The 26,392-nt window shown below is 33.0% G+C and carries 13 protein-coding genes; 10 read left to right on the top strand and 3 right to left on the bottom strand.

The features are described 5' to 3' along the window. The first annotated feature begins 2,657 nt into the window (after positions 1–2,657). From P856_RS01865 to rpsI, 10 genes are all read left to right on the top strand, one after another. Positions 2,658–3,644: an acyltransferase domain-containing protein gene (locus P856_RS01865; RefSeq protein ID WP_025300476.1), complete on the top strand. Its 987-nt coding sequence runs from the start codon at positions 2,658–2,660 to the stop codon at positions 3,642–3,644. Continuing rightward, a complete protein-coding gene (gene fabD / locus P856_RS01860) occupies positions 3,641–4,516 on the top strand; it encodes an ACP S-malonyltransferase (RefSeq protein ID WP_025300475.1) in 876 nt (291 codons plus the stop codon). Before P856_RS01865 ends, fabD begins: the two co-directional genes overlap by 4 nt. 1,376 nt (positions 4,517–5,892) lie before the next feature. After that, on the top strand, positions 5,893–6,849 hold the full coding sequence (locus P856_RS01855) for a calcium/sodium antiporter (protein ID WP_025300474.1): 957 nt from the start codon (positions 5,893–5,895) through the stop codon (positions 6,847–6,849). A 25-nt stretch (positions 6,850–6,874) separates the two neighbouring features. Then, positions 6,875–7,636, top strand: coding sequence for an SDR family oxidoreductase (locus P856_RS01850; protein WP_025300473.1), 762 nt, complete (start codon positions 6,875–6,877; stop codon positions 7,634–7,636). Positions 7,637–8,025: 389 nt separating this feature from the next. Further along, positions 8,026–9,993 (top strand): excinuclease ABC subunit UvrC, encoded by a 1,968-nt coding sequence (gene uvrC / locus P856_RS01845; RefSeq protein WP_025300472.1) that lies wholly within the window; start codon positions 8,026–8,028, stop codon positions 9,991–9,993. A 2,100-nt stretch (positions 9,994–12,093) separates the two neighbouring features. Beyond that, positions 12,094–13,233: a Re/Si-specific NAD(P)(+) transhydrogenase subunit alpha gene (locus tag P856_RS01840; RefSeq protein WP_025300471.1), complete on the top strand. Its 1,140-nt coding sequence runs from the start codon at positions 12,094–12,096 to the stop codon at positions 13,231–13,233. Between the two features lie 137 nt (positions 13,234–13,370). Further along, positions 13,371–13,811, top strand: a complete 441-nt coding sequence (locus tag P856_RS01835) for an NAD(P) transhydrogenase subunit alpha part 2 (protein ID WP_025300470.1) — start codon at positions 13,371–13,373, stop codon at positions 13,809–13,811. 16 nt (positions 13,812–13,827) lie between these two features. Further along, positions 13,828–15,228, top strand: a complete 1,401-nt coding sequence (locus P856_RS01830; protein ID WP_025300469.1) for an NAD(P)(+) transhydrogenase (Re/Si-specific) subunit beta — start codon at positions 13,828–13,830, stop codon at positions 15,226–15,228. Between the two features lie 1,114 nt (positions 15,229–16,342). Next, the gene (gene rplM / locus P856_RS01825) at positions 16,343–16,816 is read left to right on the top strand and encodes a 50S ribosomal protein L13 (protein ID WP_025300468.1); all 474 of its coding nucleotides are present in this window, start codon (positions 16,343–16,345) and stop codon (positions 16,814–16,816) included. Between the two features lie 13 nt (positions 16,817–16,829). Next, on the top strand, positions 16,830–17,324 hold the full coding sequence (gene rpsI / locus P856_RS01820; RefSeq protein ID WP_044214986.1) for a 30S ribosomal protein S9: 495 nt from the start codon (positions 16,830–16,832) through the stop codon (positions 17,322–17,324). Positions 17,325–19,131: 1,807 nt separating this feature from the next. Here the strand turns inward: rpsI and fdxA are convergent. The 3 genes from fdxA to eno form a co-directional block, all read right to left on the bottom strand. After that, the gene (gene fdxA / locus P856_RS01815; protein ID WP_025300466.1) at positions 19,132–19,470 is read right to left on the bottom strand and encodes a ferredoxin FdxA; all 339 of its coding nucleotides are present in this window, start codon (positions 19,468–19,470) and stop codon (positions 19,132–19,134) included. A gap of 2,866 nt (positions 19,471–22,336) precedes the next feature. Next, entirely contained in the window at positions 22,337–23,743 is a 1,407-nt protein-coding gene (argH, locus tag P856_RS01810; protein WP_081713450.1) for an argininosuccinate lyase, read from the bottom strand. 1,037 nt (positions 23,744–24,780) lie between these two features. Further along, positions 24,781–26,067 (bottom strand): phosphopyruvate hydratase, encoded by a 1,287-nt coding sequence (gene eno / locus P856_RS01805; RefSeq protein WP_025300464.1) that lies wholly within the window; start codon positions 26,065–26,067, stop codon positions 24,781–24,783. Positions 26,068–26,392: the final 325 nt, after the last annotated feature.

The raw sequence follows: 26,392 nt of genomic DNA, 5'->3' as shown, positions 1-26,392 counted from the left end.
AAATTAAACAAAGTCAAAAAACCTATTGAAATGATAATATTAAACTATTTTACTCCCATGTAATAGTTTAAAATATTATGTTAAACTATTAATTGTCTACGAAAATTTTATACTACAAATTCATATATTTCATGATTCTTTAAGTAATCCAATGATTTTATTTTCTTCCTTAGATTGCACCTAATAGAATATACTTATAAACTAATATTTAAAGTTTAATAACTTACGATTAATTTATCTCTTGTTAACTTCAGAAGTTTTCTTAATTTAAAAAATATCGTCTCTAAATGCATCAATTTAAACAATAATACATTAGAAATTTATAGGTTTTATGATAATGAACTAACAATGGTATTAATCTATAAGCAAACAATAAGCAATTTGAATTGTATTTTTATCGCCAAGTTACGAGCGATTATTTATTCACTTTTCGCGCCAAAAACTTAAATCCATGCTAGCCATTCATTGCTATTGATATTCATCATATCTGCAAGAATAACTAGCTAACTACTCGCAATTTTGTTGAAATCCTTGCCTATACGCCCCTCAATACAACTTATTTTATTAGCGATAATTGTGAAAAGTTTTAGCTATAAGGAATACAACACTGTCTGCTAAATATATTCCCTATTCGGTTGTTGTAGACTTAAAAAATAATACCTTTTAATTTTTAAAGCTATCTATTTTATGTTAAACGCATACCTGTATTAAGAATGAAGAACACTGCAGTCATTAATAATCATTTGGTAATTAGTTTTTGCTAACTTCATTAACGTTATTTATCTAATTTTAATTAGCTAAAGAAAATTTTTCTCAATCGTAACAGGTAATCAATGATTAATTATCTATTGATTAACGAAATAGATAATTAATTTAGTGATTGTTCATTTTATGTTTAACTTTTGGTTTACTAGTACTTCAATAAATAAACCAAAAGATAGTAAATGGATTATTATGCTACTCTGTACACATAGCATCATGTTAATTTTATGCGCTTTTGTATGTACGATATTTAGTATATATGTTTCTCACTTTATGTAGGCAAAGAAGTATACTTAATTAATTTAAAATTTTTAATGAAACCACTAACCTAGTACAGTGCATTTTAGTTGTTAGTCAGCTATTAGCCCTTCTAAATATCTCTTTGAGTAATAATTAAAGCCAGGCTTAATAATTAACTTAATAGCCAAGGATGTTAAAATGTCCAAGCGATTCGTAGGAATCGATGTATACTGGCTCTCTTCATCTACAATCGATAAATATTTACTTTAGAAAGACTTAATTTAGTTTATTAATTAGGACTAATTCGTCAAAATCTAAAAATATACAAGTATGCTGTAACCAAATTAAGTAATTACAGCAACGCAAGAAAGTTAACTCTAGTGTAAATTGTTTTTTCGGAAGCAAAACTAAGTGCCAGATAATTGTAGAAACAAATCAGTAATGATTTAAAATGTACTCCAAGCTGAATAGCTTACTTAATATCTAAAGTCAAAAATAATCTATTAGCATATTTTGATCATCATTCACTGCTTAACTCAACGCCAATTATTCAATCAATACCAACTTAATTCATCCTAAGTTGCTCTTGTTATAAAGTCGTATGTAGTTGATTTAGCTTATCAAAGATAATTAAGAATTAGTGATAAGCAGTATCCGAACACAAATTTGATTTTAATCGTACAGCTTATATTATTTGACTACTACAAAGTGCGTAAAGTACGCATATAGTTTTGAAAAAATTGTATAAAAGCAACTTTATACAAGAAATATTGAGTCAGGAGCTATAATTCTAAATAAAACAATTTGTTATGTAACTATGTTTATGTTATGTAACTATAGTTTAGCTGAATAGCTAAATCTAGTTTATAATGATAGAGAAATTTTTTATACTTAGGCTATATTATCCTAACTAAAAATCAATCGAGAATGTCCAGAAATCAAGTTGCAACAATAGAAGCAACTTCAATAAACCTACAAGCAAAACGTTATTTTTAATCATCAATGAAACAATAAATTATCTATTAGCGCTCAATTAGATTTAAGATCTTTCCGTACTTTTTAATGATTGAATATTTAATGTTTTATGCTTGCTGTTTATTAATAATGGAAATTTTTCCTCAAGTTTTCTATGCTTTAGATTCGCGTTAATTTTTTAATATTATACTAACCTTATCTCTTTGCTATAGTTTCATGTAGCTTTATACAACAAAAGCATTAGAAGTTTGGAGTACTGAAGAGCGTAATAAAGTCTAAGGTTTCTCAGAGATAGTTATTGTATTGGCGGAAAAACCTCTCATCTTTTATCAATGGTACTTCATAAAACCTAAGCTCACAAATATAAATTATAGTCATAAACAACGATTATTGAATGATGTGGTTAAATGAAACTACTCGCACTCTGCAAAAGTATGCAGTAAATGAAATTTTGTTAGGATAATTACTTAGAACTTAAAGAAATATTTTATTCTACCTTAATGTCTTCCTGATTGAGCGTAAATAATCAGTTTGTTATTGAGTTGTATTAAGGCTTAATTAAATCGAAAAATCTACTCCGGCTAGCAAGAAATTTTATATCGAAATTTAGAAATACTGAATACTAAAATATGCAAAAAGTTAATTTTTAGTATACTGCCTAGTCCTACTGGAGAGTAAGCATGACCAGCAAAGAAATCGTTTTCATGTATTCAGGACAAGGTGCGCAGTATTACCAGATGGGTCGAGAACTATGGGAGCATGATCCAATATACCGCGCCGCGCTTAAACGTTATAGCAACTTAACAGGACCGATTAACGGACGCGAATTGACGGAAATTATATTTTCTAGGCCACTGTCTGATAGCATGTACTTTGACAAGTTGATAGAAACTCATCCGCTGATTGTTGCGGTTTCTCTGGCACTAACTGATACTTTGGCAGAACGAGGTATTGTTCCTAATAGAGTGTTGGGTTATAGTCTAGGTGAAACTATTAGTGCTGTGGTATCAGGTGCTTTAACCCCTGAAGAGGCGATATGGGCAGTACGGACCCAAGCAGCCGTATTTGAGAAATTAGTTAGTCCAGGATGCTTAGTTGCCGTGCTCTCTTCCCATGAAATAATAACAGAAGCGATGCCATTATATCTACGTAAGCGAGTACATTTAGCAGCGGCAAATGCACCTGCTCATTACGTTTACGGTATGAAAAAAAATGATTGCAGTGCATTTATGGAAGCACTTCATTCTCATGGTCTTAGCCATGCACTATTACCAATTCGCTTTGCTTTTCACACGCCACTGATAGATAATGCCCAAGAAAATTTTTCCGAAATAACAGAACAACTTTCTTTTTGTGTACCGAGAATTCCCGTGCAATCATGCGCCTTAAGCGGTGAAATCCATGAATTCAAAGCTTATCATTTCTGGCGAGTAGCTCGTGAAGTAGTGCGATTTTATGATACAATTGTTCCATTGGCGAACAATTATACTACAAGACTCGTAGATGTAGGACCATCAGGAACACTAGCTGGCTTTCTTAGGATACCTAATCGTCACCCCGCCTCTTCACAGAAGAGCAAAAAAATAACTAGGCCAGCAATTATTATTATGAATCAGTTCGGAAGTGATATTCGTACTTTTAACCAAGCAGTAGAGAGGTTAGCATGACTAAAATTTTTGTATTTCCTGGACAAGGTTCCCAAGTAAAGCGAATGGGGAAAAATTTATTTGATCGCTACCCGGACTATGTAGCAGAAGCTGATGATATTCTTGGCTATTCTATCAAAACTCTTTGCTTAGAAAACCCAAATGGTGATTTAATACGCACTCAATTTACTCAACCAGCACTTTTTGTTGTTAATGCGCTATCCTATTTAGCTAGACTTGAAGAGTCAGGAGAGAAGCCTGCATTTGTGGCGGGCCACAGTCTTGGAGAGTACAACGCACTATTTGCTGCTGAAGTGTTTTCCTTTGCAGATGGGGTGCGTTTGGTACAGCGTCGTGGTATGTTGATGAGTAAAGTTTCAGATGGCGCTATGGTAGCAGTTATAGGATTAGAGATTGAAGCGATTCGTGAAATTCTAGTAGAGACTAAGAATCAAGGAATAGATATAGCTAATCACAACGCACCTAAACAGATAGTGTTGGCCGGGCCCACAGAAGATTTAAAAACAGTTGCCCTTGCTTGTGAAAAGACTAATGATGTAAGAGTAATTTCGCTAAACGTTGGTGCAGCTTTCCATTCGCGTTACATGAAACCTATTAAAAATTCTTTTGGTGCCTTTATTGCTGGTTTTTCCTTTAAGCCACTGATGCTACCGGTAATTGCTAACTTAACCGCCTTACCTTATCGTGATGATGAAATTTCTTACAATTTAGTTCAACAAATCGATCACACAGTCCGATGGGTCGAAAGCATTCAATATTTGATGCAAGAAATCGGTGCGAATTTCGAGGAAATTGGGTGCGGTAGTGTTTTAACTAAGCTGATTAAGGATATCAGCATTGATACTTTGTCAAACAAAATCGCACAAAGATAATAAAACAATAATTAATCTCGTAATTATTTGCATGTTGCAAATTTTAGAAATTTGCTTTTTCTATTCTAGCTTATAAATGTAATGTTTTCGGATTTATTGTACATAATCAGTTCATCCAATCGATCCTTAGTGTAAGGATAGACCATTTTTATGTCATTATTACTGATTTTATTAGTATAATAGTATTAAAACTAAATGATAGCTGTGTTTTTAACCTTATTACAATTGATTACTAAAAGGTTTTTAGACTCTGTGTCTAAAATAAAAACATTTAATTGATATATACTGTAATATATCAAACATTAAAATAATAATTCTATATCATAGTGTTGCTATTCACCCAAGCTATCTTTAGTACAGCAACATTTAATCTTGAGAAATCATAGAACAATCAATTAACAAGCCTGCATATTTGCTCATCGACGGGTTATTAAGTTAATTCAATAATAAACATAAGTATTAAACTTTGTCACTATAAAAATTTTTCCAAATTTTAGTTTATTCTTAAAACTAAGAAATAATTTGTATTTAATAGTGCAGCTCAATAGCTCAGTACAAAAAACTATAATAGCTAAGTATTATATTCCTACAGACAACCAGTAGATCCATTCTACCTAAATTCAAAAAAATTGTATTACTAAATCAAAACTCTAGTTAATATTTTAATTAATAGACAACCAAGCAATATATTAAGAATGAATCTACTTAGTAAATACACTAGTAATAAATTTAGATGCGATATTTAGATTAGTAGATATCTTTTGCAATCGGGTATTGTAAACTTATATACGATCCTTAATACTAGCTCCATTAGAGTAATTAACAAAATCATCCGTGTAAATTGTGGTTTCTGTTCTAGGAGCAGAAAAAATTTTTGGTACAATTAACAGAAAACGATAATGATTATATAAAATATAAATTCGTAAATTTAAGCGAATTTGCTTATTAAGGGGAGCTCAAGAAGAATATGGAAATATACCTTAAAGATAAGATCAAAAATTAGATTAAATTACTACGTATGTAAAAGTTCAAATAATAAAAATAACAATCTTGAACCAATAGTTAAGATATAAAAACTGCCAAGCATCTGTACAATATGATTCTTATGGCGTATTTAGCAATCGTCGTTTTATCTTATAAAATCTACTAGTCAATCATGGCCAAAGCCATACATACTGATTCACAGTGATGTAATATAGTGCCTAGTATAACTATTTATAATTTATCCTACCTTTTCAGAACAGACTCTTTTTATTAATGATTTTATAAAACACAATTTAGCATTAATATAGTTGTTTAGTTAACTACGATAACAGAATAAAAGTTCTCAGATGCCTTTTGTACACGACTAGTTATTAATTCTCTGAGAGGAAGACATGATATCGTCAGGTTTCATCCTAGCAGGACTAGTTTTGCTTCTCTTTGGCGCAGAAATAATGATCAGGGGCGCAGTTGTATTTGCTCAAAAGCTAAACATCAGCTCTCATGTAATAGGTCTTACAGTCATTGCTTTCGGCACATCAATACCTGAACTATTTGTCAGCCTCAAAGCGGCAATAAACTGCTCACCTGGAATCGCTATTGGCAATGTAATTGGATCTAATATAGCTAATATTTTGCTGATGATTGGTACAGTTGGCATGATCTCTCCTTTCATCTGTAATAGCGTAAGAATACGACGCGATGGAATAACTCTAATAATTGGAACTATTTTTTTTCTTGCTATCAGCATAAACAACAGCATCATTGAGCGTTGGCATGGTGCGATTATGCTGCTAACACTTATTATCTATCTGTTCTACTGCTATCGAGAAGAACAAAGAAAGCACAAGAATTTAGATCCAGAAAAAGTTGAAAGATGCGATTCCTCAATAACAAACGCCGGATGTATCGCTTTATACATAGCGGCAGGTTTAATTGCTCTGCTTGTTGGCGCTCGCTTTTTACTAGACGGAGCAGTTAGCATAGCTAATCATGCCGGTATTTCAGAAACAGTTATCGGAATTACTATCGTTGCCATAGGCACGTCATTACCGGAACTTGCCACTACAATCGTCGCTGCGCTACACCGACAAAACAACTTAGCGGTAGGTAATATCATAGGATCCAATATTTTTAATACAATGGGTATTATAGGAATGGCTGCCTTGCTCAATCCGCTGCCTATCCCAGAAGATGTAGTAACACTAAACATATGGTTTATGTTTAGTGTTACTGTTCTTTTTGTGGGAATAGCTATTGTATTACCAAAGTTTAATAGAATCTGGGCTACGGTATTTTTTGCGACTTATGTAGTTTTTATTACTCATCAGTTTTTTCACTTGAGTATTTAAATTTTTTCTCTGGCTGAGTTTATTTATGGCAAAATACATCTATCGACTAGTTCCAAAAACGGCGCTAGTGACTGGTTCATCTCGTCGTATAGGAAAAGCTATTGCTATAGCTTTGGCCTCCAAAGGATGGAATATCGCTGTTCATTATGATAATTCGGCTGATGAGGCGAAAGCTACAGTACACAACTTACGTACTTTTGGGGTAAAAGCTGAACCTATCCGTGCAAATTTAGCTGACACATCTCAATTAAAAACCCTCATTCTCCAGTGCGAAATCGCTCTCGGGCCTGTTGGACTATTAGTTAATAATGCTTCTACCTTTGAGCAAGATAGTTTAGCAACCGTTACTCGAGCCTCCTGGGACTGGCATATGACTCCAAACCTATGGGCACCTATATTTCTTATGCAAGATTTTGCTGCCCGCTTACCAAAAAAAAACGAAGGAGTCATAGTAAATATTATTGATCAAAAGGTATGGAATTTAAACGATAAATTTTTGTCTTATACACTATCTAAACTTGGCTTATGGGGAGCAACTCGTATACTCGCCTTAGAGCTTGCACCGCGAATTCGGGTAAATGGAATCGGCCCAGGCCCAATATTACCGAGTATTCACCAAGATAAAGAAGATTTTGATCGTCAATCTAAAGCAACACCCCTCCAACATAATGCTAGTCCAGAGGAAATAGCTGAAGCGGTAATTTTTCTAGTTGGTGCACATTCAATAACAGGCCAGATGATCGCGGTAGACAGTGGGCAGCATCTTGCATGCTACTCGTATGAGTAGGATAGTTGAAGCATCAACGATACTACTCAAGATACAAAAATGAAACGTACAAAATGTACGTAAACTATTAAATTTTAAAGTTAATGGTTTATATGGATGAACCAAAGAAAAACTGTGTACTAGTTTAACATAATTAAAACATAAGCTATCTTATTATATAATAAGATAGCTTGCAATTAGTTTTGTGTTTCCAAGTAATCTTGGATTAATTTTTTTTAAAATTTATTTTTGGTAGATATAGATAAGCTAGATATAAGTAACCTGTATATCATACCTTTAAATATATCACTTTAGTGTAATTCTTTATTGAAGTTGTCTGTTAATATTTTATAGTGCATTATTATCTTAATAATTTTAGGAAAGATGACATAAATTTTATCGAACAAATAATGGATAACTTTTTAAAAAATACCCAATACACTAAACTGCGCTTAAAAAACAGGGATAGCAGAGACGTTAGTAACAATGTTGCTGATATTAAACGCGGTGTGGATGTGATCAAAGCTCAAGTACGTACTTTACCAAATGCTCCAGGAGTGTATCGAATGTTGGACGCGAATAGTAAAGTACTCTACGTCGGTAAAGCTTGCAATTTAAAAAAACGAGTAGCGTACTATACCAAACCAGCTAAGTTAGAATACCGACTTTTCTGTATGGTAAGCGAAACTGCATCTATGGAGATCATACGTACTCATACAGACATAGAGGCTCTATTGCTTGAGAATAACATAATTAAGCAACTACAACCGCGCTTTAACATATTACTCCGCGACGATAAATCTTTTCCATATATCTTACTGACTGAAAATCACCCTTACCCTTGTATAATGAAGCACCGCGGAATACAGAGAATAAAAGGACGTTATTTTGGTCCATTCGCATTAGCTAGTTCGGTAAGTAGTACTATAACAGCTTTGCAGCGTGCATTTTTGTTGCGCAACTGCAGCGATAACATGTTCATCAATCGTCAAAAACCTTGTATACAATATCAAATAAAACGCTGCTCAGCTCCCTGCGTCGGATATGTAAGTGAGGATCAATATGCCAAACAAGTAGCAGATGTAACGAGATTCTTAACTGGCCAAAGCAACCAGATACAGCGCGAATTTGCTAATAAAATGCAGAAAGCAGCCGAAGCTCTCGACTTCGAAACCGCAGCTATATATCGCAACCGCATACGTGCACTGACAATCATCCAGACTAACCAGCAAATCAAGCTAAAGAAATCGGAGAATGCAGATGTAATCGCTATGTACGGAGAAAACGGATTAACTTGTGTTCAGGTATTTTTCTTCCGATCTGGCAATAATTTTGGTAATCGAGCTTATTTTCTTGACCACGATAGGCAGGCTAGATCAGAAGATGTCTTAGCAGCGTTTATTGGGCAATTCTACAATAACAAGGTTCCTCCACAGCTAGTGCTGACCAGTCATGATGTTTCCGGAAGCGAATTGATCGCTGAGGCCTTTTCCAGGAAAGCTAAACGTAAAGTAGAGCTATTACAGCCGCAACGTAGTAAGCGTCGCAAACTAATAGACTATGCGCTAACTAATGCTCATCAAGCTTTTGCCCGTCGAATTGTAAAAAATGCAAATCAGAGTAAGCTACTAGAAGGAGTTGCTATCGCGTTTGGAATTAATACTACGCTGAAACGCATTGAAGTATACGATAACTCTCATATACAAGGATGTAACGCAGTTGGTGCTATGATCGTAGCCGGGCCAGATGGGCTAATTAAAAATGCTTATCGTAAGTTCAACATACGCAACTTCATCGGGGAAAAAGCCACTGGACATGAAAGAATTTACAAATTCACACCTGGCGATGATTACGCAATGCTTAGACAAGTATTAACACGAAGATTATCTCAAGCTGGGAAGCAAAATCAAGATCGTACAGTTGAATGCTGGCCAGATTTAATATTGATCGATGGCGGCCATGGTCAATTGAATGTAGCTTGCGAAATATTAGAGAAACTTATGATCAACAATATAACAGTAGTAGCTCTAGCTAAGGGCCAAGATCGAGATGCTGGTCGAGAGCGCTTTTTTTTACCTGGTCGCGAACCATTCTTCATGAAAGAATTCGACCCAGTATTGCACTTCTTACAGAGATTACGCGATGAGGCCCATCGCTTCGCTATCACAAATCATAAAGTGCAACGCATTAAAAATATTAAAACCAATCGATTGGATGATATTATCGGTATTGGGAAAAATCGCAAAAAGGCTCTTATGTGTCATTTCGGTTCGGCTCGAGGAGTCTATCGCGCAAGCTTTGAAGATTTAAAAGCGGTAAACGGGATCAGTACAATGCTAGCAAAAAAAATTTTTTTCTATTTTCACGGAAATGAATAAAAAATCATTCGTATGTCTTAGATATTTTTTCGATATCTACTTATATTGATTTATTAATTCTTAAAATTCTGACCCAATTTTTAACAACTAACTTATAAAACTGCATTTAACGTCTAGCATAGCAAATTTTACAAGAAATAAACTATTCTTGTAGAGAATTTCTCTGTTTGATTAAGCCAGGAGCTAAAATACTAACACATTATTATTAGGTGCAATTTTAAATATTACAACGAATACTATAAAACAGTACTGATAAAAACGTTTTAGTATCTTAAAAGTATATACTGATTCAATTATCAGATAATAATAGAAAATTTCTGAAGTATTTTACTATATTTGTCGCTTAAACAGTGAATAAAACCTGCATTTCATAGTAACTTAATACGCAAAACTTTAACCGAAAGCAATTTTGCGGAAAATTACTATTTTTATATTAAAATTAAAAATACTGATCAAAATTGCTGACATAAAAATTAAAATGCAAGGATTTTCATAAGCTTATATTTCTTCATATCGATAAGTGTCATGTAAATAAGAATTACCTTGCGAAATAATGACCAATATATTTGTATTAAACAGTAAATTACTTCTATTTTTTTATAGACTATTGCTTATTTAGCACGCAGTAATTCTCTTTTAGGTAGATGTGTTTATAAAAATAGATTTCAAATATTACTCGTATGCTGTGATTCTTCATGTCTAAAGTTATTTCCCGACATCGTACTTGAGATTACATAGCAATATAATCTGTTTGGATTAATGTGCTGCTGAAGTAAGGCTTTGGGCAAAAATAAAAATATTAGTTGTTGGCTGTTAGTGTTACGATTACTATTCAATTAAAATTGAATAGTAATCGGTATAAAGTACAGTGCTGCTTGTAGCAGGGCCTTTGATTGAGCTTTTTAATTTTAGCTAAGCGTAGCTTTTATATGAAATTAATCTGCTACAATGCTTAATATCAAAAATAAACCGCTTGGACAATATTTTTTCAAAAAACCAACGGAATAATCAATGTTATTACAGGCGAGAATTGAAGAATAAATTACAATTATAGTGTGCTGCTTATATATTAAAACGAAGTTTTAACTATAAATATTTATGAATCTGTTTATTAAGCAATAAAAATAAAATTTACTATACACTTAATATAATAATGTTACCTCAACAAAACATAACGATAGCTTTTAAATAGTAAATTAGAAGAAAGGTGCGGCTGCATTATCAACTTATACTCTTAAATTTTTCTAAAAATTCCTAACAATAATGCGTTAAGTCAATTATAGATGTATTGCTAATAGCAAGTGATTTTAACCAATAATCTTTATTTTTTATTATTAATAAAAGCTGATCATCGATCACTGGTATTCAATGCTTATGCTTTGTTTTACTTGATTAGAATAAATATTATTATTATAAAATTTTATATATTATTATTTTACGATAACTTTTACCATAAGTCCGTGGACTTTAAAAAAAATAAATAGCCAGAGCTAAGCTTTGTTATACATTGAAGATTTCAAAACTAGAACGCCTTTGCAAGATCATTTTTACGCTGAGATTTTACATAAAATTAAGCGTATTATTATCGCTTCGTGCTGAAGTACGAAAAGATTTTCCTACAGCTATTCTAGCTAAATACCAAAATATAGAAGATATGTACACGTAAGTTTGCTGTACTTAAAAACACTTATGTGGAAAACATATTAAACTTAAACATTACATCAAACAGTTTATTGCTGGCAAATAAGATTGAAGTAATTTCTGTTTGATTTAATCTCTAATTAACTTTAATAACTAATTGAGTTATCGAAAAGATACGATAATTCAATAAATAATAGATCTTAAAGTTGATAAACGCCAGAATTTACTAGTACCTAATTATCATGTTTATTTTAAAGACACTAAAATAATTTTTGAAATTATACACATTATCATCGCTAACTTTCAACTTACTAGTTCATTCAGAGATTGCCAATAGTAACGCCTAACCTTTTAATTTGATTATCTGATGATAACGTCATATTCTCTTACTGCTTTGTATAACATGTGCACTAAATGGCATAATTTATCGATAGAAAATAATTTAATCGAGGTTTTAAGATGAAAATTGGTATCGTCAGAGAACGTCGGGATGGCGAAAAACGTGTTGCAGTATCTACAGAAACAGTGTGTAAATACATCAAGCTCGGTGCAAACGTAGTAATTGAATTTGGCGCAGGATTGTCAGCTGGGATAAGCAATGAAGCATACACTACTGCTGGAGCAAATATCGTCAACACTGCAAGAGAAGCGATTGCCGATGCCGATATAGTATTGAAAGTTAGAAAACCTACATTTGAAGAGATTCCATTTTTTAAACATGGAGCATTGTTGATTTCCTTAATGGAACCTTACAAAGATAAGGCGATAATAAGCGCTATTGCTAAACAAGGTATACGTGCTTTTGCTCTAGAATTAATTCCTAGAATTACTCGTGCTCAGTCGATGGACGTACTATCCTCCCAATCTAATTTAGTCGGCTACAAGTCCGTACTTGACGCTGCAGCCTTATTTGGTCGTTCTTTTCCGATGATGATAACGGCTGCTGGCACTATGCCACCGGCTCGTGTTTTTGTAATAGGTGCTGGCGTCGCTGGTTTACAAGCAATCGCTACCGCTCGTCGGCTCGGCGCTGTAGTATCTGCCATGGACGTTCGGCCAGATACAAAAGAGCAAATTGAGAGCTTAGGAGGAACTTTTTTGAGTGTAAAAGATATGGATTATACGCAAACTAAGACAGCCAGCGGTTATGCTAATGAGATGAGCGATGAGTATAAAAATAGGCAATCTGCCCTGATTGAAAAAACAATAGTTAATCAGGATGTTGTTATCACTACTGCTCTAATCCTCGGTAAATCAGCACCTTTGCTGATTACTGAGGATATGATAAAGTCTATGAAGCCAGGATCAGTCATAGTCGATATAGCAGTTGAGCAAGGTGGCAACTGTCAATTATCTAAAATAGGAGCAACAGTAAAAGCTTATGGAATCACTATAGTTGGTTACAATGACGCTCCAAGCCGCATAGCGGTTGATGCCAGTGCACTTTACGCTAGAAATCTGTTACACTTTATGACGCTAATCATTAATAAGGATAGCCACAATATTAACATAAACGAAAATGATGAGATCATTAAGGCATCAAGTATCATCAATAACGGTATGATTACTAACAAGTTAGCTTTATGTATAAGTGAATGAGAATTAACGATTAATCAGCACCTAAAGAAAAACGTATAATTATATAATTAACAATATATAATTATATTATATAGTAGCATCTACTATAATAGCATCATGTCAAAACTTTTTAACTTTAGAGAGGACTATATTTATTAATGTCAAATATTCCTTTTGCAGATAAACTAGAAAACCTTGCAGAAGAGGCTAGTGAACTTGCTTTGAATGCCGCTAATTTATCTGGCCAGGCTAATACGGCTACGCTACACTATTATAGCCCAGAAACATCAATACCAATCTTACATGATAGCGGATTTAGCCCGACGGTAGTTGGGTTAACTATATTTGTACTAGCTTGCTTCGTCGGCTATTATGTGGTTTGGCGTGTCACTCCATCCTTGCATTCACCACTAATGGCTATAACTAATGCTATCTCTTCCGTAATCATCGTCGGGGCTTTAATTGCAGCAAGTCCTGATAGTATGAATTTCTCTTCAATTATTGGCTTTTTTGCTGTGGTCTTAGCAAGTGTTAACATCGCTGGTGGTTTTTTAGTAACTGAGCGTATGCTCACCATGTTTAAAAAAAATTTAAAGTGAGAAAAGGACTCATACCATGGGTAGTACTGTCTCCTCTTTTCTGTATTTAATATCAGGTATTTGCTTTATCATAGCGCTGCGAGGTTTATCTCACCCAGCTACGTCACGAGCAGGAAATTATTGTGGTGTAGTTGGAATGGTAATCGCCATATTTACTACCTTAACATTAGAAGTAGTTCAGAATTACGCAATAATTACTGTAGGACTACTCATTGGCGGAACAATCGGAACAATAATTGCTCGCAAAATACAGATGACTGCCCTACCCCAGCTTGTCGCAGCTTTTCACAGCCTTGTCGGTCTATCCGCTTGTTTTGTAGCAATTGCGGCATTTTACCAACCAGAGGCGTACAGCATAGGTAATAAACTCGGCTTGATGAAAACAGGTGCGCTTCTTGAGGTTGCTTTGGGTTTAGCTATTGGTGCTATCACCTTCACTGGCTCAATTGTTGCTTTTGGCAAGTTACAAGGAACTATTACCAGCAATCCACTTATTTTTTCCGGACAACATGTACTTAACGCACTTATGTGCGGTGTATTAATAACTTTGGTTATATTGTTATGTTATAGTCAGAGTCCAGCAGCTTTTTGGCTAATATTTTTTGTCGCGCTTGTACTCGGTTGCTGTCTTGTTTTACCAATTGGGGGAGCTGATATGCCAATTGTGGTCTCAATGCTTAACTCATACTCTGGATGGGCAGCAACAGGAATCGGCTTTACACTCAATAACCACCTGATGATCATAACCGGGGCTTTGGTAGGATCTTCTGGGGCTATATTGTGTTATATTATGTGTAAGGGAATGAATCGGTCGTTTTTTAGTGTTATTATAGGAGGTTTTGGAAAAAAGAGTAAAAATATTAGAAAAAGTCAATCAGAAAGCAATCAAATTTCAGTAAAAGAGGGTGATGCAGAAGAGGCAGCTTTCATGTTGAAGCAAGCATCTTCAGTTGTTATCGTACCTGGCTATGGTATGGCTGTAGCACAAGCACAGCATGCATTACGTGAAATGGCAAACTTGTTAAAGGCTAAGGGTGTGGTTGTGCGCTATGCAATCCATCCGGTAGCTGGGCGAATGCCTGGACACATGAACGTACTACTAGCTGAAGCTAATGTGCCATATGAGGATGTACTCGAGCTAGACGAAGTTAACATTCAATTTGCACAAACTGATGTAGCCTTTGTGATAGGTGCTAATGACGTAACTAATCCTGCAGCTAAAAACGATCCTTCAAGTCCAATTTATGGGATGCCTATACTAGATGTGGAAAATGCTAAATCTGTGCTATTTGCTAAACGTTCAATGGCATTTGGATATGCTGGCGTGGAAAACGATTTGTTCTTTCGAAAAAATACATTGATGTTATTCGGCGACGCTAAAAAAATGTGCGAGAAAATAATTCAGTATCTCAATTAACAACTTAAACTGCTATAATAATAAACTATTAAAAATAAAAAAATAATCTTGATAGCTTTGTTGCTTTAGCTAATAGCAATGTATGTTTGCTTTATTGATAAGTTAATTATTGTTAGTATTTAAGTTTAGTTTGGACTAAATTAGTTTCATTAGTGGTTAGCCTTAAATTAATTACAAAATAGCATCATGATGCTATTTTGTAATTAATTTACTTGTCTGCTTTTTAAACATAAGCACATTAATAACTATACTTCTTAGAGAAGATCAAATAAATTTAACTATAACACCACAGTTTATTATTCTGTAATCTACTTAATTATCTTAGTGAAAGCCTTACGCTTATTTTTGGCGAACTTTAATTCTAACAATTTATTTTAAAATTTATTGCACTTCATAAACGTTTTAAATTGCTATAAGGCATTTACTAATAATAAATTATATAATAATAGACATGCAAAATATTATTTTTGTATTATCTCTTTATAAATCAAAATAAACTACCTAAAGTACTAGTAAAAATTTTCTTTTATTCATGATTTTAAAATTTTTACTAGTACTTTAGGTAGTTTATTTTATAAAATTTGTATAATACTTTAGATCAAAACATGATTTTCTTTAAAAAATACTGTATTATAATTATCGTATCTATTATATCTTAAAATAATACTTATTCTTCTAAGTATTATTAATTTTTGTACTTTTATAAAAATTAACTATTCTTATGTAGTTATAACATATTAATAGATTCCAAAAAGGATGATGAAGTCAGTTAAAGTTTAAAAGCTCTTTTAATCATAAATTATGGCATAATTATTGATAATAATTTAAATTATTAGTTAATTGATTTTTATATTCCACTCTACATTTAGCGATTATATTTAATTTATAATAATAAACTTATCTATACAGAAAATCTTGTATACAAATATGCTAAATCTACTCTATGAGTATAGCTAATTAATTTTAATCTTTGATTAACTTTGATTTAGGATTTTTTTAACAAAATAGTCCAGTATAATTGCGCTATTGCTCGATTTAGGTTATAACCTTTAAATCAATAAATTTTAGCATTACGTACTATATTATTTTATATCATACAATGAGCGAGGTAATGGTGCGGACTTATTTTGAAAAACCAAGCAAAATAAAGAACAAGTGGATTCTCATTAATGCACGCGGGTTAATCATTGGTCGGCTTGCTTCAATAATAGCAAGGTATCTTCGCGGAAAACATAAAACTACCTTCACGCCTCATATGGATTGCGGTGATAACGTTATAGTTATTAATGCCGAAAAAGTTAGGTTTACAGGTAATAAAATGAACCAAAAGTGCTACCATTGGCACACAGGCTATCCTGGTGGAATCAAATCACGTCATCCAGCACAGATTATTAATAGTGCTCATCCTGAGCGTCTAATTACCAAAGTAGTGCAAGGGATGATTACTCGAAGTCCTCTTGGAAGAAAACAGATGTCTAAACTAAAAGTTTACGTAGGTGAGAAGCATCCGCATGTAGCACAACAGCCAAATCTTCTTGATATAAGCGCCATAAACGCAAAAAATACGAGGTATAGCGATGTCGATTGAAGATAAAACTATTATCACTAATAAATATAAATCTTTTGAACAATTAGATGTTTTAGATTCGAAGTTATATGATAATTTAGCAACAGACTCCTTATCAGCTAATACACAAGTACTTGATAGTTTTGGTCGCTCCTATGCTACTGGACGTCGTAAAAATGCGATCGCTCGTGTTTGGTTAAAGCATGGCAAAGGAACTATTATTATTAACGGCAAAACACACGATAGATACTTTGCTCGTTCAGTATTACAAATGATTATTGGACAACCGTTTAAGCTTACTGAGCGATCTAATCAATTTGACGTTTTATGCACAGTTATCGGTGGTGGCCTGTCCGGACAGGCTGGTGCAATACGTCATGCAATATCTCAAGCTCTAGTATTATTTGAACCAAATTTGCTTTCTACCTTAAAAAAGAGTGGTTTTTTAACTCGCGATCCGCGCATGGTAGAGCGTAAAAAATATGGTAAAGCTAAATCTAGACGAAGTTTTCAGTTCTCTAAACGTTAGTTCAATTTAATAGCTATGTCTTTTGTAGCTATTTTATAACTAGCAAGCTCACGAATGGTGCAAATTGCACTAAAAAATAATATAACAGAATAGCAGATTAACTAATCTATAATGACTAAAATTTTATATTTATAGTAAAATTATCAATATATCACTAAATATTTAAGATAATCATTTTTGTCTTAATCAAAAATCCAAAAGCGAATATAACGTTATCTATGCGAATAGATATTTATTTTACTTAAAAAAAATCAAGCATTATAGATAACTGTTAAATCGTTCGAGAGTTAGCTCCTCATCAGTGTATTTTATATCTTAGCAAATTCATGATCCAGAGAATCAATAGCAGCTTGGTAAAGTTATTAGTTTATACTATAAGATGATCATAACTAACGAATAAGATGCTACAAGTCACAGAGAATTTCTGCAATAAGCAATTTGGATCGTCAGAACTAATCTTTGTTTTATATTATTGATTACGAAGACTAGGAATAATAGCACCAACCCATGTAGGATGCTTAAGCTTAATGATGAACTGCATCTATCTGATTAAGGGAATTAAAACAATGCAAAAGCATTTATCTTTGCTTGGTTAAAAGGAATAGGCAGGATAATCCTTTTCTATTCGAAATCAAGAAGGAACGGTTCAAGTCTACTTCTTGAAATTTTTTGAGGACCGTACCCTTGATCAAACTAACACTATGTATCGAAATAGAACAGAAATTAACCAGTATATTAAACTCAGGTTTTGCTTAAGACTAATTTCCACATTCTCGGGCAATTCACTATTTTTACGCATTCAGTCTAATCCTGCCGAACAAAGATAAAATAATAATTTACCGATCCAAAGAATCAATTTTTAACACAAAGCCCTCAACAGGCGAAAGAGTTGAATGCTTTATCTCTACATTTCAAGATTTTGTGGATATAGAGATAACCCTAAGTTATTTTTTTCGATGAAAATGACAATAGTAATTTCAATCTAAAATTGTAGAAATTAATAATTTGCAAATATACTTAAACAATTTAGTTTTTTTCTACTAAAGATTGTTTTTTATTATAAAATTACTAACAATGATCATATTTTGTAGATGCTACTACGATTAACATTCTGCAAAAATCAAAAAATAAATTCTTAAAGGCTTAAATTCAATTGAATAATAGCAAACTCTAATAACGGTAGAATTACTAATGCGATTTAGTAATCACATTCAAGCATGATGCTATGTTTGAATGGTGAAAAGTACCTATCGAATAATTCATCAACAACCTTCCATTAACTTCAAAAATATTTGAAATCCTTTATTTTAAGGGAAAACTAATAAAATTATTTTGTCATGCATTGATCAATCTATTTGATTAACAAGTAATTTCAAGACAAAGTTTCCAACAAAGCAAATCTGCTGTATTATATTTTTTAATAATCATCCGGTAGTATTATTAGCAATATAAGATTATTGATTCATACAACTATAAAACAATAATCAGGATAAAATACTTATTATAGGCAAAAAAAATTAATTAAGCGTATTCTAGCTTAAGGATAACAAATGACAAGCAAAACTTAATGATACCAAAAAAAACAAAGCAAAATACAACAATAAATTTATTAGGCGTCTAAAAAACATCCAAGAAATAAAATACGGCCATGTTGTTAGATATTTATTAGCATCAACCTAATTCAGCTGTACTACGACAAACTAGATTGCTTGTACAGCTGTGTAGCATAAAGATAGATATATCAAATATATACTCATCAATGATTGTAAAATTAAACTAAAACTAACCTATAAATTATTTACCTTTGCTAATTACCGTCACCGGGAAGAATAGAAAAATACCGATCATATTTATCGCTCTCCTCCTGTAGTTGATCGGCATTCGGCAGCGCTGATATTTTATGCGTGATGTTTGGCCAAATCTTCGCATATTCTGCGTTAAGTGTTATCCACTTCTCAGCTGCTGATTCAGTATCCGGCATAATGGCCTCTGGTGGACACTCCGGTTCACATACTCCACAATCAATGCATTCATCGGGATGAATAACTAGCATATTTTCACCTTCATAAAAACAGTCTACTGGACATACCTCTACGCAGTCAGTATACTTACAATTAATGCATTTCTCGTTAACGATGTAGGTCATTTGTAGCTCCGTTAAATCAATTTACTTTATTCTCTAATTTATTATTAATTCAATTGCAGGCAATATCCTGATACTAAACATTTTCACAATTACATAATATCCGAATTAATCATATTAATCAGCCTTAAAAACTTGAAAATAAGTTATTTATTTATAGTTTCATAGGATTACTTTTATCTTAGACTATGTATTCCAAGATACTTCATTAATCTTTTTTCATAGTTGTTCATCTCTATTGACAATGCGAGTAAAAATCAAAAACAATCAACCGATAATTCCTTGCCATAAGTATGAACTTATATCTATTGTCAAATACTAAATAACTAACATCCTGCATCATCTTTCTACTTGTCTTAGTATAATATATTTAAATTAACAAGTCAGTTAGATAGAAAATATCTGCAACAATTTTTAAGTTTACTAGCAAAACATTTTTTATCATTACTGTAACAATGCAAATAAACTAATTAAAATAGAATAAACAAATTGTTTAAATGCAACAAAAGCACTATTAAGTTTATTGAAAATTGTTTTTTACCATTTGTAAAATTCTACAAACCAGTAAGCATTCAAGTAAATTTAAAATTTACTACTTAACAAAATGAATCTTACTTCTATCTAATAGGAAAGATTTATTGTTTAGTAAAGCCTATATCTCAATATTAGACGATATTGTTATTAAATATTTTACAAAATACAAATATTATTATTTTACTTTAAATATCTGTCAACCAATTGTACAGTATACGGTTGCAATTAGCGTACAACATTTGTGCAAAAAAGTATTCTGGTTTAGTTATGTAATTATAGTACGTAAGTATCTAGCTAATAGACTGTTCAATAAAGACATATAATTAAAAAACTATATTTTAGTCCTCTGTATCCAATCTAGCAAGCACATTAGAATTTGCGCTTTCCTGAGCGAAGATTTAGTCTTTAATAGTATTACTTATTAGCCTACAATTTATAATTAATTAGATAAACATAGTCTTGCAAATTAACATTTTAAAAGAAAAACTTTAAGATAAAATATATGTCAAATTATATATACCCCATAAGCAACGCTTGCTGAATTACAAACATTAGCAAGCAAATTTCGCATTCTAAATGATTCATACATTTAGGAAAATGTGATAATATCTAACCCTTATCTTAATAAGTACACTCTAATCCTTAGATGTAAAAATATAATCTTTTGATCTCTAATATTTTGTCGACAACAAAGCTAATTTTTTTAAAAATTAGTGCAAAACTAAAGTATTTTTTGTTCTCTATGGTTTATTCAATAATATAAAAAATAGCAAAAGCATAATATTTATATAGAATTTAGTTTACAAATTAATAAAAAGTCAAATATTAATTTAAACGTTTCAGCAGTTTTTAGGCATTTTCTTCATCAGGGGATCGAGCAAAATGCAAATTTCATCGCGAGCTGTTTCTATTACTTCTTAAATAATAGTATCATAGACAGTAATAATAGTATCATAGACAGTGGTCAATTTTAAGATTTTATGCTGGCAAACAGCTGGATTATAGATGAGTTATATGCCTATGATTACATTGTCTGAATAGGAGCAATCATGGGGATATAACTCATGAGTTCAAATAAACTCGCTAACTGATTAAAAGATTCAGTCATCTGATGCCGCTACTAAATTTCCTTCTAAGTAGCTATACAAAAAACCCATCCAAAGCTAGTAGATGAATAAGTTCATTGATTAAACTATTATTGCTAATTATTCAGAAACTATTTCATTGCCTTTAGCAACTAATTTTCATCAAAAGAAAAAGAGAAATACGCTAGGTAATAAATTTATTATTCTAAGGATATTTCGAGCTAGGTCAAATGCATGGCTAATGCATATTATTGCTATTTCTCATCCCAGAATAAATTACAATACTATAGATAGAGTATAAAACAAGAAAAACCTTTTTAGCTACATCATTTTTACACTGGGTATCAAATTAGTTTATAGATTTATTGCTATTTGATAAATTGACTTAATATATAAGCTCCAGCTCATCTTACAATAGCTAAAACATTAGCTATTGTAATAAAGCATATTAAGGAAAACAAATTTTGTACTACTAATATAGGGTAAATTACTTGACTTAAATTGCTATAAGAACACAATAATATATTGACTAAACAATAATGTAACTACAGAAATCGCTAGCAAAAATTCAAGAAATCAATAAAGCAGACTCGGTGATTAGCAATAATTACATCATGTTCATTACAACCGAAAATTTGCATCAATATCTCCGTCCAAGTACAACAGAAGATAAAGCCAAATTACCACTTCTTAGCAATATTTAGTAGAAATAATAACTTTTTATATTAGCTGGATGGTAAATATTAAAATTTAGTAAAACTATCTTTACGATAAAACATTAGCATGAGCACTGAGTATATATACTAAATCAAAAAATGTCTTATTAAGTATAGCACCTTTAAGGAAGGTTGATCACAATGCAAACGACAAATTCAATCCAAGTATATTAAATCTTAACAAACAAAAAGATACTTTTCATCTTATTAGTATATTTTAGCTACATTGTGTATTTTTCCTATAACTAATCAATTAGCACAACAATATATTTAATTTCAATAGCCTAAAAGAGTAAGAAGCGATCAATAAATATCAAAAAAAACGTTAACTATCTAAAAATATACCATAAATTTATTACTATTCTGTAGCCTAACCGATTATCTTTATACTGCTACAGCTAGACAATCAATATAGTTTTGGTTTAATTGGATCGCCTCTTCTTCCACACGAAAACAAAATTCCAATCGCTACGGCTAAAAATATGCTATATATCAATCTTCGACGTACACTATTCATAAGCTAACCTGAAATTTTCAGCAACTTCTACCTAAAAATCTCTTACGAGCTTCAATAATCTGCTCACGAACTCGAACCGGAGCAGTGCCACCATAACTGCTCCTAGCGTTGAGCGAAGCATCTATTGATAATATTTTGTATACCCGCTCGTCAAAAGCATGATGGATTTTGCGCAGCAAATCAAGTGGTAAATCTGCAAGTCCACAACATTTTTCCTCAGCCACACGAACAACTTGGCCAACTATATAATGAGCATTACGAAAAGGCATTTTAGTCTCGCGTACCAGCCAGTCAGCTAAATCGGTAGCGGTAACAAAGCTGGCAAATACAGCCTTACGCATAGCCTCCTGATTCGCCTGCAAATTACGTACTATGCTGGTGGTACAAGCAATACAAAGCCTGAGATTGTCAATTGCATCAAAGCATGGCTCCTTATCTTCTTGCATATCTTTGCCATACGATAAGGGCATTCCTTTTAGAACAATCGCGATTATGGTAAAGGCTGAAAGTATACGGCCTGTTTTTCCCTTCACCAGTTCAGCTCCGTCAGGATTTTTTTTCTGTGGCATGATTGAACTGCCAGTAGTTAAACTATCAGACAGATGCACAAAGCTAAACTGAGAAGTAGTCCAGATAATTAATTCCTCAGCAAGACGTGACAAATGCACAGCGCATATACCGGCAGATGCTAGCACTTCCATAACAAAATCGCGATCAGATACAGCGTCTAACGAGTTAGCTGCCGGTCGATCAAAGCCAAGTATAGCAGAAGTCATCTGGCGATCGATCGGAAATTGTGTACCAGCCAATGCTGCAGCACCAAGCGGATTCTCATTCATTCGACGACGAGCATCAGCCAGCCTTGTACGATCACGACCAAGCATTTCCACATAAGCCATAAGGTGATGACCAAAAGTAATTGGTTGGGCTGGCTGAAGATGAGTAAAACCTGGCATAATAGTTTCAGCATATTGATCAGCGCGCTCAATTAATACAGCTTGTAACTCCTTAAGTTCACTATCGATTAAGTCGACCACACCACGAATCCAAAGTTTCATGTCAAGTGCTATCTGGTCATTACGTGAACGTCCAGTATGAAGTCGGCCTGCGGTATCACCAATTTTTTCGTGCAATCGATGCTCGATATTAAGATGTATATCTTCGAGCGAATGCAAAAAATTAAAAGTCCCAGAGTCAATTTCACTCCAAATCTCCCCTAGAGCTCGTTCAATTACATATCCATCTTCTTTAGTGATAATTCTTTGAGCAACAAGCATCTCTACATGTGCTTTAGAGCCAGCAATATCTTCGCGCCAAAGACGACGATCAAAATCGATCGATGTGTTGATTCGCGCAACAGCATCCTCAATCACATCAACAAAACGTCCACCCCGCATCGAATCAATTGCAGCAGTCTTTGTCATAGACAACATCATAATTAACTTTTATCAGAACGCTCATACAGATTAAATAAGTTAAAGGCTCATCTATAAATCATTATATATTTCATATTAACGTAACTCTATTAGTATTATACAAAAGAAGTATACTAAGCTGGAAAGTAAATCAAGATCGAATCATATAAATAAACAAAATACCTTCCAAGGGGAAGGAACGCTTATCCCTACAATACAAGTAACTTGAGATATGGCATCGTATTTTTTAAACAATGTTATATTGTATGAGTAAGGCGGCAAAAAAAAATAGCTCATCTAACTTAGATTAATACCTACACTAATAAAACCTTTATATTTCACCAACAGATAATAAAAAAACTTAATAGGAGTCAAAATAAAAAACAATTTTTATAATTAGATTATATTAATTTCATATCTGGAGCGTCTTTTATTATTTTTTTATTGTCTAGTAAATTCACCTAAAAGCTAATTTATTTCATGCTAAATTATTTAATAACTAATTAATATTATTATTAAATAATTTATAGTTAACAAGCAATAATTTAATTAACTTTCAGTTTTTTTGTTTTTTTGTATCTACAATTAATCTCAAATCTTAAGCTTAAGAAACTTACTTATTAGTCAAGTAAGCTTATCGCTACTGAGCTAACTAATAGCGATAATTTTTATTAATAAATATTTACATTACAAAATATGCATTAATTAAAATGAATTGTTAATTCGACATAAGTCTATTTAACAAATCTTAAAATTTTTTTGATAAAAGTAAAAATAACATATAAGGGTATTTACTATTGAAGTTATTAAACAATTTGCATTATAACTTACTTGAGATTTTTTCCTAATGTTCAGTATAAGTCTGCTTATCTGCAATCGAATAATTTTTGGACGTTTAAATGCTAGATTTGTGTATTTGAATACAGCTCTATAGGTAATAAAACAAGTGCTAGCTATAAATTCATAGCGAGCATAGCAACAACATGCAGAGAATTATCAGATTAAAAGTATGAATCTTTAGGGTCAAGAAAGATTTCTCAGTTTCTTTAATTAGCTAGCGAAGCTAGGAAACTACGCCCAGCATAGCTAGCTGCAGAACCAAGTGACTCCTCGATGCGAAGAAGCTGATTATACTTAGCAGTTCGCTCAGAACGAGATATTGAACCAGCTTTAATTTGACCTGCATTTGTAGCCACGGCTATATCAGCAATTGTAGTATCTTCTGTCTCTCCAGAACGATGAGAAATCACAGTACCGAATTTTGCAGCTCGTGCAATAGAGATGGTCTCTAATGTCTCCGATATTGTGCCTATTTGGTTGATTTTAATTAAAATGGCATTAGCGCTTTCTTCTTTTACGCCACGTTTTAATAGCTTAGGATTGGTAACAAATAAATCATCGCCAACAAGCTGTACCTTTTTACCGATTTCAGCTGTTAGCGCCTTAAAGCCCCCCCAATCATCCTCTGATAGAGCATCCTCAATTGAAGCAATAGGATAATTCTCACATAACTCAGCATAAAACCTAATCATAGAATCGCTGTCTAAGCTCTTTCCTTGACCTTTCAAAACGTATTTGCCGTCATGAAAAAACGCAGTTGACGCAGAATCGAGAGCAATCATAATTTCATTGCCAGGATTATAACCAGCCTCTTCAATTGCTTTCATGATGACATCCAACGCATCATGAACATTATGTAAATTTGGTGCGAATCCGCCCTCATCACCCAAATTAGTATTGTAGCCATCGGCAAAAAGCTGCTTCTTCAAAGCATAAAATATCTCCGCACTACAAGCAAGCGCCTCAGCGAAAGAGGATGCGGCTACCGGCATGATCATGAATTCCTGAAAATCTATAGGATTATCAGCGTGAAGACCTCCGTTGATTACATTAATCATTGGAGTTGGTAAAACGCGGGCATAGATACCGCCTAAATAGCGCCACAAAGGCTGGCTGATCTCTGCTGCTTGTGCCTTAGCAACTGCCAACGATACGCCAAGTAATGCGTTACCACCGAGACGAGCCTTATTTTCGCTACCATCTAAATCAATCATAGTCTGATCTATAAGAATTTGTTCTGAAGCTTCACGGCCAGATAAGGTATCAAAAATCTCACCATTAACCGCATCAACAACAGACCGTACGCCTTTACCAGCATAGCGTTTAACATCATTATCACGCTTCTCCAATACCTCATAAGATCCTACAGAAGCGCCTGATGGGGCCGCAGCCCGGCCAAAAGCCCCCGTCTCAAGCTTTACATCCACCTCAATAGTTGGATTACCTCGACTATCTAATATTTCGCGAGCAGTAATATCTATGATAGCGCTCATAATTATCCCTATACACTTAAGTCGAAAATCAGAAAAACAGTATTTCCTATTGATACGATACTTAACATGTAATTTGTAAAATCTTAAGTTTAGGAATAGTTAGTAGATTATATATTACAATTACAATAATAAAAAAGGATCAATTTCCTAAAAGCAATGTTTAGCAGAAATAATAATAATCAAAGACTTTCCTCCCCGATGTAGTTCAGCCAATGAATAACTTTTAGGCAAAGTTAGAGGATGCCAATAAACATAAAGCTATCTCTCTTTTTTTAGGATCCAAAATATCAATGATTCATTTAATAACTCAACACTTGTCTGTCAC

The organism is Candidatus Endolissoclinum faulkneri L5, assembly GCF_000510265.1.
Lineage (GTDB): Bacteria > Pseudomonadota > Alphaproteobacteria > Thalassobaculales > Thalassobaculaceae > Thalassobaculum > Thalassobaculum faulkneri_A.
Note: the sequence above shows the minus strand (reverse complement) of the source record. Positions and strands in the feature narration are given on the sequence as shown.